The sequence below is a fragment of the Streptomyces sp. NPDC024017 genome, from assembly GCF_040638895.1.
Taxonomy (GTDB): Bacteria; Actinomycetota; Actinomycetes; order Streptomycetales; family Streptomycetaceae; genus Streptomyces.
Window position 1 is genome coordinate 483,806 of the sequence record NZ_JBEZYZ010000004.1, and the last position, 12,442, is coordinate 496,247.

Sequence of the window (12,442 nt, forward strand, 5' to 3'; positions counted from 1 at the left end):
ATCCGAAGGGGGCCCGAGCGTGACGATTCTGGAGAGCATCCGGGGACCACGCGACCTGAAGGCGCTGTCCGAGGCGGAACTAGGCGAACTGTCCGAAGAGATCCGCGAGTTCCTGGTGCACGCGGTCGCCAGGACCGGCGGCCATCTGGGACCCAACCTGGGCGTGGTGGAGCTGACCATCGCCCTGCACCGGGTCTTCGAGTCGCCGGTCGACCGCATCCTGTGGGACACCGGCCACCAGAGCTACGTCCACAAACTGCTGACCGGCCGCCAGGACTTCTCCAAGCTGCGCGGCAAGGGCGGTCTGTCCGGCTACCCCTCGCGCGAGGAGTCCGAGCACGACGTCATCGAGAACAGCCACGCCTCCACGGCACTCGGCTGGGCCGACGGGCTCGCCAAGGCCCGCCAGGTGCAGGGCGAGAAGGGCCATGTCGTCGCGGTCATCGGCGACGGGGCGCTCACCGGCGGCATGGCCTGGGAGGCCCTGAACAACATCGCGGCCGCCAAGAACCGCCCGCTGATCATCGTCGTCAACGACAACGAACGCTCCTACGCCCCCACCATCGGCGGCCTCGCCAACCACCTCGCGACACTGCGCACGACGGACAGTTACGAGCGGGTGCTGGCCTGGGGCAAGGACGTGCTCCAGGGCACGCCCCTGGTCGGCAACACCCTCTACGAAGCCCTGCACGGCGCGAAGAAGGGCTTCAAGGACGCGTTCGCCCCGCAGGGCCTCTTCGAGGATCTGGGCCTGAAGTACGTGGGGCCGATCGACGGGCACGACACCGGGGCCGTGGAGTCCGCGCTGCGGCGCGCGAAGCGCTTCCACGGGCCGGTCCTCGTCCACTGCCTCACGGAGAAGGGCCGCGGCTACGAGCCCGCCCTCGCCCACGAGCAGGACCACTTCCACACCGTCGGCGTGATGGACCCGCTGACCTGCGCACCGCTCTCCCCGTCGGGCGGCCCTTCCTGGACCTCCGTGTTCGGCGAGGAGATCGTCAAAATCGGCGAGGAGCGCCGGGACGTGGTGGCGATAACCGCCGCCATGCTGCATCCCGTGGGCCTGGGCGGGTTCGCCGAGCGGTTCCCGGACCGGGTGTGGGACGTCGGCATCGCCGAGCAGCACGCGGCCGTGTCCGCGGCGGGCCTGGCGACGGGCGGCCTGCACCCGGTCGTCGCCGTCTACGCCACCTTCCTCAACCGCGCCTTCGACCAGCTGCTCATGGACGTCGCCCTGCACCGCTGCGGGGTGACCTTCGTCCTGGACCGGGCCGGGATCACCGGCGTCGACGGGGCCTCTCACAACGGCATGTGGGACATGTCCGTCCTCCAGGTCGTGCCCGGTCTCAGGATCGCCGCCCCGCGGGACGCCGACCAGCTGCGCGCGCAACTGCGCGAGGCGGTCGCCGTCGACGACGCGCCGACGCTGCTGCGGTTCCCGAAGGAGTCCGTCGGCCCGTCGATCCCGGCCGTGGACCGGGTGGGCGGACTGGACGTGCTGCACCGGGACGGCGACCCCGAGGTGCTGCTCGTCGCCGTCGGCGTGATGGCGCCGGTCTGCCTCCAGGCCGCCGAGCTGCTCGAAGCGCGCGGCATCGGCTGCACCGTCGTCGACCCGCGCTGGGTCAAACCCGTCGACCCGGCGCTGCCGGGGCTCGCCGCCGAGCACCGCCTGGTCGCCGTGGTCGAGGACAACAGCCGTGCGGCCGGGGTCGGTTCGGCCGTGGCGCTGGCCCTGGGCGACGCCGAGGTGGACGTGCCGGTACGGCGGTTCGGCATCCCCGAGCAGTTCCTCGCGCACGCCAAGCGCGGTGAGGTGCTCGCCGACATCGGCCTGACACCCGTCGAGGTCGCCGGACGGATCGGCGCGAGCCTGACCGTCAAGGAAGAGCTGTCCAAGGAGCCACAGGAATGACAACCGCCGAGTCCGCGTCGGAGTCGTCGCAGGCCGGGGAGTTCGACCTCGGCAAGCTGCTGGCCGAGCGCGGAGCCGAGCGCTACGAGCTGCACACCCGGCACCTCAACCACCAGCTCCCGCGCATGCTGCACACCATCGGCTTCGACAAGGTCTACGAGCGCGCCGAGGGCGCCTACTTCTACGACGCGGACGGCAACGACTACCTGGACATGCTCGCCGGGTTCGGGGTGATGGGCCTCGGCCGCCACCACCCCGTCGTACGCAAGGCGCTGCACGACGTCCTGGACGCCGGGCTCGCCGATCTCACCCGCTTCGACTGCCAGCCGCTGCCGGGCCTGCTGGCCGAGAAGCTGCTCGCGCACAGCCCGCACCTGGACCGGGTGTTCTTCGGCAACAGCGGCACCGAGGCCGTCGAGGGCGCCCTGAAGTTCGCCCGGTTCGTCACCGGCAGACCCAGGGTCCTGTACTGCGCGCACGCCTTCCACGGTCTGACCACCGGCTCCCTCTCGGTGAACGGCGAGTCCGGCTTCCGCGACGGCTTCGCCCCGCTGCTGCCCGACACGGCCGTCCCGCTCGGCGATCTCGACGCGCTGGAGAAGGAGCTGAAGCAGGGCGACGTCGCCGCGCTGATCGTCGAGCCGATCCAGGGCAAGGGCGTCCTGGAGGGCCCGCCCGGCTGGCTGCGGGCCGCCCAGGAGCTGCTGCACCGGCACAAGGCGCTGCTCATCGCCGACGAGGTGCAGACGGGCCTCGGCCGGACCGGCGATTTCTACGCCTACCAGCACGAGGACGGTGTGGAGCCCGACCTGGTGTGCGTGGCCAAGGCGCTCTCCGGCGGCTATGTGCCGGTCGGCGCCACGATCGGCAAGGACTGGATCTTCAAGAAGGTCTACTCGTCCATGGACCGGGTGCTGGTCCACTCGGCGAGCTTCGGGTCCAACGCGCAGGCCATGGCGGCGGGTCTGGCGGTGCTGTCGGTGATGGAGAACGAGCAGATCGTCGCGGGCGTCCGCGCCACCGGGGAGCAGCTCCGGTCCCGGCTGGCGGCGCTGACGGACAGGTACGAGATGCTCGCCGAGGTCCGCGGCCGGGGCCTGATGATCGGCATCGAGTTCGGGCGGCCGAAGTCGCTGAAGCTGCGCAGCCGCTGGACCATGCTCCAGGCCGCTCGCAAGGGACTGTTCGCGCAGATGGTCGTCGTCCCGCTGCTGCAGAAGCACCGGATCCTCACCCAGGTCTCCGGCGACCACATGGAGGTGATCAAACTGATCCCGCCGCTGATCATCGGCGAGCGGGAGGTGGACCGGTTCGTCGACGCCTTCACGGCCGTGATGGACGACGCGCACAACGGCGGGCTGGTCTGGGACTTCGGCAAGACGCTCGTCAAGCAGGCCGTGGCGAACCGCTGAGCCACGGCACCGACACCTGCTCTTTTGCCTGTGAGGCAAGAAATTTGCCGGTGAGGCAAAGCTCCGGCTGAATGGAGCCATGAGCTCCTCCGAGACCGAGCGGCCCTCCGGGGCCGACTCGCCGGCCGAACCGGCGCCCGGTGCGCTGCCCACCGTCGCGCCCCAGCTGCGGGCCCTGCGGCGCCAGGCCTCCCTGACGCTGGAGGCCGCGGCCCGCGCCGCCGGGCTGTCGCCCGCCCACCTCTCCCGTCTGGAGACCGGGCAGCGCCAGCCCTCGCTGCCGATGCTGCTCGCGCTCGCCCGTGTCTACGGTACGACTGTCGCCGAGCTGCTCGGCGAGACGGTCGCGGGCCGGGACGCCGTCATCCGCGCGGCCGACATGGAACCGACCGCGGCGGGCGGCTGGACCTACTGGCAGGCCGGCGCGACCGGCCGCGGGATGCAGGCTCTGCGCGTCCACGTCCCCTACGGCTCCCAGGGTGACGTCGTGCGCGTCCACCCCGGCGAGGAGTGGCTCCATGTGCTGCGCGGCCGGCTGCGGCTGCGCCTCGGGGACTCCACGCACCGGCTGGCGGCCGGCGACAGTGCCCACTTCGACTCGCTCACCCCGCACCGGATCGCCGCCGAGGACCACGACGGCGTCGAGCTGCTCTTCGTCCACACCCTGTTGCAGAGCCCGACGGCCGCGCTGTGCCTGGGCCCCACCCCTGGAGACGCGTCATGAGCGACATGGAGGAGAAGTTTCCCCGTGCCCTGTGGGTGAGGCTGTTCGTCTACCTCATCGCAGGCCACATCTTCGCCGCGTTCGTCTACCTGCTGTTCGAGGTCGGGGCGAAGTAGGGCCCCCGGGCGCCTCAGTCGAGGAGCCGCTCGCGCAGCCGCTCGCGGGTCTCCGGGGCGAGCTTCAGTCCCTGCTCCAGGTAGGCGTCGACGCCGCCCCAGGTCTCCTCGATGGTGTCGAGGGCCGCCGTCAGGTACTCGGCGCGCGCGTCGAAGAGGGGGCTGAGCAGTTCCATGACCTCGGGGGAGTAGGCCGAGGCGGCGGAACTGCTGCGGTGCACCTTGTAACGGCGGTGCTTGGCGTTCGACTTCAGGTAGTCCTCGACGATCGCCTCCTGCTCGACGCCCACCGCGAGCAGCGTGACCGCGACGGACAGACCCGCGCGGTCCTTGCCCGCCGCGCAGTGCATCAGCGCCGGGACGCTGTCCTGCGCGAGCGCGTGCAGCACCCGGGAGTGCTCGTCGGTGCGGTGCTTGATGATCGTGCGGTAGGAGGCGATCATGCGGCCCGCCCCCTTGCCGTCCGCGAGGATCTCGCGCAGCTGGTCCAGGTCGCCGTCGCGGACCATCTTCCAGAACTCGGCGCCGTCGGCGGGGTCGCTCAGCGGCAGGTTCACATTGCGCACGCCGGGCAGCTCGACGTCCGGACCCTCGAGCTTCTGGTCGGCCGCGTTGCGGAAGTCGAAGATCGTGTGCAGGCCCAGTGTGGTCAGGAAGGCGGCGTCCTCCCCGGTCGCGTGAGCGAGGTGGCCGCTGCGGAACAGCACTCCCTGGCGCACCCGCCGTCCGTCCACGGTCGGAAGTCCGCCCACATCACGGAAGTTGCGCACTCCGGCCAGCTCGGGCTCGGTCGACGGGACCTGCTGTGTCACGAGGGCTCCTCCCCTTCGGCGCCGCCGCCGCGGCTCGTCGGCGGGCACCACTCGACGATACGACATGCCTGCCTGGGGCAATGAGTTGTCCACAGGCGTTGCCCAGAGCCCCCACAGCCCTTGATGATGTTGCCGTCTGGTCGCACCTGATCGGGCTTGTTCGAACCTGTGAGGGCATGATGGTGGAGATCTCCGAAGACGGTCGTACGTGGGTGCTCTCCGGGCCGGCCGGCAGCTACGCCGTCCATGTCACCGACCGGGACGAGCTGCTGCACCTGCACTGGGGCCCCCGGATCGGCCTCGCCGACGCCGAGGCCCTCGCCGTCCGGCCGCTGCCGGACTACTGGCCCTTCGAGGCCCCGCTCGACGGGCGCGAGGAGTACCCGGTCGAGGGCGGCCCCCGTTTCGTCCGCCCCGCCCTGTCCGTGCGCACGCCCGAGCGGCGCGGCACCGAGTGGGTCTTCGAGGGGCACGACACCGAGAACGGCGAGCTGCGGCTCCGGTTCCGGGACGGCGACCTCGCCGTCACGCTGCACTACCGGGTGCGGTCCTCGACGGATGTCGTCGAGCGCTGGGTGACCCTGGACAACCGGGGGCCGGCCGTCGAACTGCTGCGCGCCGACTCCGCCACCTGGACCCTGCCCGACCGCGACACCTGGCGGCTGTCCCAGCTGCACGGTCGCTGGGGCGCCGAGTCGCGGCTGACGCGCTCCGCCCTCACCCACGGCGAGAAGGTCATCGGCAGCCGCCGCGGCCACACCTCCCACCAGCACCTGCCGTGGGTCGCCCTCGACACCGACGCCACCGAGGAGCGCGGCGAGGTCTACAGCTGCGCGCTGGGCTGGTCCGGGTCCTGGCGCGTCGCCGTGGCCCAGCTCCCGGACGCGCGCGTGCAGATCACCGGCGGAGCCGGCTACGACGACTCGGGCCTGCTGATGCTGGGCACGGGGGAGTCGTACACGACCCCCGTCTTCGCCGGGCTCTGGAGCGACGGCGGCTTCGGCGGGGCGAGCCGTGCCTGGCACGCGTACCAGCGGGCGTACGTGATCCCGGACGCCGGCCGGGACCGGCCGGTGCTGTTCAACTCCTGGGAAGCCACCGAGTTCGACATCTCCGAGGAGCAGCAGCGGGCGCTCGCCGAGCGGGCCGCCGCCATGGGCGTGGAGCTGTTCGTGGTCGACGACGGCTGGTTCGGGGCGCGCACCAGCGACCGGGCCGGGCTCGGCGACTGGACCCCGAATCCCGACCGCTTCCCGGGCGGGCTGAAGCCGCTCGCCGACCACGTGCACGGCCTCGGCATGCAGTTCGGGATCTGGGTCGAGCCCGAGATGGTCAACCCGGACAGCGACCTGTACCGCGCGCACCCGGACTGGGTGCAGTACCAACCGGGACGAAAGAGGACGGAGTTCCGCAATCAGCTCGTACTGAACCTGGCCCGCGAAGACGTCCGGGAGTACCTGTGGGAGCAGCTCGACGCGCTCCTCTCCCGTGCTCCGATCGACTACGTCAAGTGGGACTTCAACCGCTGCTTCACCGACGCCGGCTGGCCGGACGACCCTTACCCGCAGCGGCTGTGGATCGACCACGTGCACGGCTTGTACGCCCTGCTGGACCGGCTGCGGGCCGCCCACCCGGGCGTCGCCTTCGAGTCCTGCTCGGGCGGTGGCGGGCGGATCGACCTCAGCGTGCTGAGCCGCACGGACCAGGTGTGGACCTCCGACAACACCGACCCGCTCGACCGGCTCGCCATCCAGCACGGCTTCAGCCAGATCCATCCGGCCCGGGTCATGGCCGCCTGGGTCACCGACAGCCCGAACGCCATGCTCAACCGGCGGGCCAGCTCCCTGCGGTTCCGCTTCGTCAGTGCCATGGCCGGCGTGCTGGGCGTCGGCGGCGACCTCACGAAGTGGACGAGCGAGGAGCTCGCCGAGGCGCGGGAGTGGGTGGGGCTCTACAAGGAGATCCGGCCGGTGGTGCAGCGCGGTGATCTGTACCGGCTGCGTCCCCCGGAGGGCGGACTGAGCGCCGTGCAGTACGCCCTCGGCGACGAGACCGTCGTCCTCGCCTGGCTCCAGGCGCAGCGCTACGGCGAGGCCGTGCCGGCGCTCCGGCTGCGCGGCCTCGACCCGGCGGCATCGTACGAATGCCTCGAAACGGGCGAAGTTCACCGAGGGGCCGTACTGCTCCATCACGGACTGCGGGTCGGCCTGTGCGGGGATCTGGACGCCACGGTCGTCCGCCTTAAGCGGAAGTAGCCCTTCTGTCCGAATAGGGCGCTTAAGTCGTTAAGGGGTAACGTGCCCCGATCGTAAAGGAGATGAGGTCGGGGTGCGTGACCATCGTCATATTCGTGACGATGTGTTGTTGCCATGTTCACGTAATTCTGGCGTTATTCAGGGATATTGAGGAAAGCGGGAGATCCGTAATCCACGCTCGGTGACGTCACATGTGCCGACGCGTCAAGAAAAACACCGTCATGGGCAACCGCAAGCTTGTCCTATTGCGTCGTGGTCGCTTACGTTCCACACCAATCCGGACGGACGCCTAATCCTGCCGCCGCCCGGAGCCCCACACACTGACCCGACGTACGGCAGGAGCGGGGGACCCACAGGTAAGACGCCTGTTCCGGTTCCCGGAACGGCTTGGGGTTAAGCCGCGCCCTGGCGCGGCCGGGCATCTCCAGCTCGCACCCGACAGCTCACCTCGCAGGCGACGGAGAGGAATTCGCCATGCCCGCGAAGGGTAAGCACCGCCGCCCCAAGACTCAGCGTTTCACCCGCTCCATCGCCGTCGCCGGAACCGGCGGGGCCGCCCTCGCCCTGCCGCTCATGGGGGCCGCCGGCGCCCACGCCGCCACCCCGCAGTCGGCTCCTGAAAAGGCCGTCCAGTCCGCTCCGGCCGCCGAGAAGAAGGCTGCCGAAAAGGCCAATGGTGCCCGCACGTACACCGTGAAGGCCGGCGACTACCTCGCGAAGATCGCCGACGACCAGAACGTCAGCGGCGGCTGGAAGAAGCTCTACGCGGACAACCGCGACGCCGTCGGCTCCGACCCGTCGCTGATTCACCCGGGCCTGAAGCTGTCGATCGGCAAGAAGGCGGCGAGCGCGCCGAAGCCCGCGGCCCCGTCCGCGCCGAAGTCGTCGGCCTCCAAGTCGTCCGCCGCCGAGTCGGCCCCGAAGGCGGAGACCGCCGCGAAGCCGGCCGCCGCCAAGCCCGCCGCCAAGCCCGCCGCCGAGAGCAACTCCAGCGGCTACGCCCTCCCGGTGGACGGTGCCACCGTCGGCACGCCGTACCGCATGTCCGGCAGCATGTGGTCCAGCGGTTACCACACCGGTGTCGACTTCGTCGTCCCGACCGGCACCTCCCTCAAGGCCGTCGGCGCGGGCACGGTCGTCTCCGCCGGCTGGGGCGGCGCCTACGGCAACCAGGTCGTCATCAAGCTGAACGACGGCCACTACGCCCAGTACGCCCACCTGTCCCAGCTCTCCGTCTCGGCCGGCCAGACCGTGACCGCCGGGCAGCAGGTCGGCCTGTCGGGCGCGACCGGCAACGTGACCGGACCGCACCTGCACTTCGAGATCCGCACCACGCCGGACTACGGCTCCGACGTGGACCCGGTCGCCTTCCTGCGCTCGCACGGCGTCTCCGTCGGCTGACCGACCGCACGACCACCTGCCTGACACGCGACCGAAGGCCGGACCCCGATCCCCGGGTCCGGCCTTCGGTGTGTCCGCCTCGAACGCCTCAAGGGATCGACAGGGGGCGGCAGTTGCGACACAGTGATCGCATCGTGAGTGCAAGCGCTTTCTGAAGGAGCTGTGCCCCGTGCCGACCACCCGCAGAACGTTCGCAGCCCTGGCAGCCGGAGCCGCTCTGGCGACCATCGCCCCGCCCGGGAGCGCGAGTGCCGCCCCCGGGCGCCGACGCCTCATCGCTCACGACGACTTCTGCCACGGCCTCGGCCAATGGGTCGCCGAACTCCAGGACGGCGGCACGGTCACCGCCTCGCGCGGCGTCCTGGAGATCGACGTACCGAGCGGGGCGACCGTCTGGTTCACACGGCGTCTCGACGGCCCGTACGTCCTCGAGTACACCGCCACGCCGGTGTCCGAGGGAGGGGTCAACGACCGGGTCTCGGACCTCAACAACTTCTGGAACGCGACCGACGTCCGCTCCCCGGGCGACCTCTTCGCGACTCCGCGCGGCGGCGCCCTCGACGAGTACGACCACCTCACGACGTACTACGCGGGCTACGGCGCCAACTACAACACCACGACCCGGCTGCGCCGCTACGTCGGCGAGCCCGGCGTCCGTCCCCTGGTCTTCGACTACACCGAACCGCTGCTGGTCCCGGGTGAGCCGAACCGGGTGCGGATCGTCTCCGACGGCTCCACGGTCCAGTGGTGGAACAACGGGCGGCCGGTCTTCGACTACACCGACCCGCAGCCGTACACGAGCGGGCACTTCGCCTTCCGGACCGTGTGGAGCCATTTCCGGATCAGTGGATTCCGAGTCTGGCGACTGACCCCGGAACGTCCCTGACGGGCGATGTATTCCGGAGTTGGCGAACAGTTTAGGAGTGGCTTATCTCACCGTCCGTCAACCCTTTCCTACGGTCGCGTAGGTCACATTCGAAGGTGAATCATGACCTGCTGTGGCAGACGATTCGAAGAGTGACAGCAGAGCAGTGATCGGGTCGTACGTGGCGTTGGGGGACAGCTTCACCGAGGGCGTCGGTGATCCCGGCCCCGACGGCGCGTTCGTCGGCTGGGCCGACCGGTTCGCCGTCCTGCTCGCCGACCGCAGGCCCGAGGGCGACTTCCAGTACACCAATCTCGCCGTACGCGGAAAGCTCCTCGACCAGATCGTGGCGGACCAGGTTCCGCGGGCCGTCGACATGGCCCCGGACCTCGTCTCGTTCTGTGCCGGGGGCAACGACATCATCCGGCCCGGCACCGACCCGGACGAGGTGGCCGAGCGCTTCGAGCGTGCCCTGGTCCAGCTCACCGCCGTGTCCGGCACGGTCATGGTGACGACCGGTTTCGACACCCGTGGCGTGCCCGTGCTCAAGCACCTGCGCGGCAAGATCGCCACGTACAACGGCCATGTCCGGGCCATCGCCGACCGGTACGGCTGCCCGGTGCTGGACCTGTGGTCCCTGCGCAGTGTGCAGGACCGCAGGGCCTGGGACGCCGACCGGCTGCACCTGTCGCCCGAGGGGCACACGCGCGTGGCGCTCCGCGCGGGCCAGGTCCTCGGTCTCGAGGTGCCGGCCGACCCCGAGCAGGCGTGGCCTCCGCTGCCCCCGCGCGGCGCGCTCGACATGCGGCGGGACAACGTCGCCTGGGCGCGCGAGTTCCTCGTGCCGTGGATCGGGCGCCGGCTGCGCGGGGAGTCGTCGGGCGACCATGTGACGGCCAAGGGGGCGTTGTCGCCGGACGACATCAGAATGCGGATCGCACCGGTGGCGTGAGAGCGGCTCCTGCGGGTGCGAGCCGAGCCGGGTGGGACACCGGCGCGGCCCGCACCCGCAGGAGCGCGGCTTCTAGGGCGTCAGCCGCTCTTGCTCCAGACCCAACTCGCGGGCCAGCGCCCCCTCCACCCACTCCTGGGCCCGTGCCCGCGGCACCGCCCCGGCGTACGACGTCAGCTGGACGGCGAGACCGTCGAGGAGGGCGGTGAGACGCAGGGCCGTGCCGGCCGGGTCCGGGCAGCGGAACTCGCCCGCGGCCACGCCCTCCGCGATGACCTCGGCGAGGGCCGCCTTCCACTGCCGGTCGAGATCCTGGGCGACCTCCCGCAGCGCGGGGTCGCGCAGCGCCACCGCCCAGCCCTCGATCCACAACCGCCAGCCCTTGGCCTGCCCGGTCGGGGCGTACCACCGTACGGCCGACCGCAGCCGGCGCAGCGCCGGCGAACGGCGGCCCAGCACCTTGCGCAGCTGCGCCAGGTCGCCCTCCGCCGCGTGCCGGAACGCGGCGGCGACCAGCTGCTCCTTCGTCGAGAAGTGGTAGAGGACCAGCGCGTTGCTCACGCCGAGCGCCGAGGCCACGTCGGCGATCCTGACCGCCGCCACACCCCTCGCCTCGATCTGCTCGATGGCGGCCCGCAGCAGATCGCCGCGCCGCTGAGCCACACTCAACCGGACTCTCGTCACGCCGTCACCCTACCCACGCGCGTACCGCCCCCCGACGGGGCGTTTCGGCCTGTCCGGCAGGGCCCCAGCCGACGTCGAGGGGGCGGCGGGCGCCTCACCGGAACCAGCCGAACCGCTCCGCGATCACCGGCAGCCGGTCCGCCGCGATCGCGTGGGCGGCGGCCCGCGGTGTCGTCCCCTCGGCCTGCGCGCGGGCCAGCATCCGCTCGACCAGGGCCCGCATCGAACGCCGGGTGTACGCGAACGCCTCCTCGGCGTCGGCGCCGATGTCCCCGAACAGCGTCCACCACCACCAGGCGTTCGTCCCCGAGTTGACCACGACGTCCGGCAGCACGGTCACCCCGCGCGCCGCCAGCAGCAGCTCCGCCTCCGGCCGTACGGGCATGTTGGCCGCCTCCACGACCCAGCGGGCGGTGATCCGCTCCTGGTTCCCGGCGTCGATCGCGTACGACACGGCGGCCGGCACCAGCACGTCCGCGTCGGCCGACAGCCAGGCGTCGCCCGGCAGTTCGCGGTCGCCGGGGCCCAGCGCGGAGCGGTCCACCGTGCCGTGGGCGTCCCGCGCGGCGAGCAGCGACTCGACGTCGAGGCCCGCCCGGTTGGCGATCGTGCCCTTGAGGTCGGCGACGGCCACGACCGTGAGCCCCGCGCGCGTGAGGAAGCGCGCGGTGGCCCCGCCCATCGTGCCCAGCCCCTGGAGGGCGACCCGCGTCCCGGTGTACGGCACACCGGCCCGGTCCAGGGCGGTCAGGGCCGCCTCGGCCACACCGCAGCCGCCGGCCAGCTCGTCCAGACCGATGCCGTCGACCTCGACCGCGAACGCGTCCCGGAGCCGCCGCCGGGCCTCGGCCTCGTCGTCCAGCAGCGGATACACGGCCTGGATCGAGGAGACCAGACCCGCCTCGGCGGCGGCCCGGTCCACCAGGTCCTGGGTGAGCCCCAGGTCCTCGCCCGTCGTCCAGCAGCTCTCTATGTACGGCCGCATCGCGCGCAGGTAGCGCACCAGCAGCGGGTACGCCTCAGGGTCCCGGGGATCGCAGTCGATGCCGCCCTTGGCGCCGCCGAGCGGGACGTAGCGGCTCGCGGGGTCGTAGTGCAGGGCCTCCTTCAGGGTCATGCCGCGGGCCAGGCCGGTGACCTCGTCCAGGGTGCAGCCCGCGCGCATCCGCAGACCGCCGCTGGCGACCCCGCGCACGAGCCGGTCGACGACCAGGAAGCCCTGCCGTCCCGTGAGGTGATCGGTCCAGGTCAGGGACAGCAGGGGGGTGGCCATACGGGCTCCTTCGCCGCCGGGATACTGAATCAC

The 12,442-nt window shown here is 71.4% G+C and carries 11 protein-coding genes and 1 riboswitch; of the genes, 8 read left to right on the forward strand and 3 right to left on the reverse strand.

What is annotated here, in order from left to right; all coding sequences use genetic code 11:
• Window positions 1-19 precede the first annotated feature (19 nt).
• From dxs to AB0G20_RS13540, 4 genes are all read left to right on the forward strand, one after another.
• Window positions 20-1,915: a 1-deoxy-D-xylulose-5-phosphate synthase gene (dxs, locus tag AB0G20_RS13525; RefSeq protein WP_361300512.1), complete on the forward strand. Its 1,896-nt coding sequence runs from the start codon at window positions 20-22 to the stop codon at window positions 1,913-1,915.
• Window positions 1,912-3,327 (forward strand): aspartate aminotransferase family protein, encoded by a 1,416-nt coding sequence (locus AB0G20_RS13530; protein WP_361300515.1) that lies wholly within the window; start codon window positions 1,912-1,914, stop codon window positions 3,325-3,327. Before dxs ends, AB0G20_RS13530 begins: the two co-directional genes overlap by 4 nt.
• A 79-nt stretch (window positions 3,328-3,406) precedes the next feature.
• Window positions 3,407-4,051 carry an XRE family transcriptional regulator gene (locus AB0G20_RS13535; protein WP_361300518.1) on the forward strand — a complete coding sequence of 215 codons (645 nt, stop codon included), beginning with the start codon at window positions 3,407-3,409 and terminating at the stop codon, window positions 4,049-4,051.
• Entirely contained in the window at window positions 4,048-4,167 is a 120-nt protein-coding gene (locus tag AB0G20_RS13540; RefSeq protein WP_361300521.1) for a DUF6126 family protein, read from the forward strand. The genes AB0G20_RS13535 and AB0G20_RS13540 overlap by 4 nt, the downstream gene beginning before the upstream one ends.
• A 14-nt stretch (window positions 4,168-4,181) precedes the next feature.
• Here the strand turns inward: AB0G20_RS13540 and AB0G20_RS13545 are convergent, their stop codons facing one another.
• A complete protein-coding gene (locus AB0G20_RS13545; protein WP_361300524.1) occupies window positions 4,182-4,979 on the reverse strand; it encodes a tyrosine-protein phosphatase in 798 nt (265 codons plus the stop codon).
• A 179-nt stretch (window positions 4,980-5,158) separates the two neighbouring features.
• Here AB0G20_RS13545 and AB0G20_RS13550 point away from each other — a divergent pair, with 179 nt between their 5' ends.
• The 4 genes from AB0G20_RS13550 (at window position 5,159) to AB0G20_RS13565 (ending at window position 10,452) form a co-directional block, all read left to right on the forward strand.
• Complete coding sequence (locus AB0G20_RS13550) at window positions 5,159-7,234, forward strand: alpha-galactosidase (RefSeq protein ID WP_361300953.1); 2,076 nt, start codon at window positions 5,159-5,161, stop codon at window positions 7,232-7,234.
• A 308-nt stretch (window positions 7,235-7,542) separates the two neighbouring features.
• Window positions 7,543-7,704, forward strand: a riboswitch (cyclic di-AMP (ydaO/yuaA leader).
• A 4-nt stretch (window positions 7,705-7,708) separates the two neighbouring features.
• Window positions 7,709-8,635, forward strand: a complete 927-nt coding sequence (locus AB0G20_RS13555) for a LysM peptidoglycan-binding domain-containing M23 family metallopeptidase (RefSeq protein WP_361300527.1) — start codon at window positions 7,709-7,711, stop codon at window positions 8,633-8,635.
• 169 nt (window positions 8,636-8,804) lie between these two features.
• Entirely contained in the window at window positions 8,805-9,521 is a 717-nt protein-coding gene (locus AB0G20_RS13560) for a DUF6250 domain-containing protein (protein WP_361300530.1), read from the forward strand.
• Window positions 9,522-9,666: 145 nt separating this feature from the next.
• Window positions 9,667-10,452: an SGNH/GDSL hydrolase family protein gene (locus tag AB0G20_RS13565; protein WP_361300956.1), complete on the forward strand. Its 786-nt coding sequence runs from the start codon at window positions 9,667-9,669 to the stop codon at window positions 10,450-10,452.
• A gap of 72 nt (window positions 10,453-10,524) precedes the next feature.
• Here AB0G20_RS13565 and AB0G20_RS13570 read toward each other — a convergent pair whose 3' ends face one another.
• Together AB0G20_RS13570 and AB0G20_RS13575 are read right to left on the reverse strand one after the other, a co-directional pair.
• Window positions 10,525-11,136, reverse strand: a complete 612-nt coding sequence (locus AB0G20_RS13570) for a TetR/AcrR family transcriptional regulator (protein ID WP_361300533.1) — start codon at window positions 11,134-11,136, stop codon at window positions 10,525-10,527.
• Window positions 11,137-11,230: 94 nt separating this feature from the next.
• Window positions 11,231-12,409: a Glu/Leu/Phe/Val dehydrogenase dimerization domain-containing protein gene (locus AB0G20_RS13575; RefSeq protein WP_361300535.1), complete on the reverse strand. Its 1,179-nt coding sequence runs from the start codon at window positions 12,407-12,409 to the stop codon at window positions 11,231-11,233.
• Between the last annotated feature and the right edge of the window lie 33 nt (window positions 12,410-12,442).

Coding starts and splice junctions, on each gene's coding strand:
- AB0G20_RS13530 (WP_361300515.1), top strand. CDS start 1,912: ATGACAACCGCCGAGTCCGCGTCGGAGTCGTCGCAGGCCGGGGAGTTC.
- AB0G20_RS13535 (WP_361300518.1), top strand. CDS start 3,407: ATGAGCTCCTCCGAGACCGAGCGGCCCTCCGGGGCCGACTCGCCGGCC.
- AB0G20_RS13540 (WP_361300521.1), top strand. CDS start 4,048: ATGAGCGACATGGAGGAGAAGTTTCCCCGTGCCCTGTGGGTGAGGCTG.
- AB0G20_RS13550 (WP_361300953.1), top strand. CDS start 5,159: ATGGTGGAGATCTCCGAAGACGGTCGTACGTGGGTGCTCTCCGGGCCG.
- AB0G20_RS13555 (WP_361300527.1), top strand. CDS start 7,709: ATGCCCGCGAAGGGTAAGCACCGCCGCCCCAAGACTCAGCGTTTCACC.
- AB0G20_RS13575 (WP_361300535.1), bottom strand. CDS start 12,409: ATGGCCACCCCCCTGCTGTCCCTGACCTGGACCGATCACCTCACGGGA.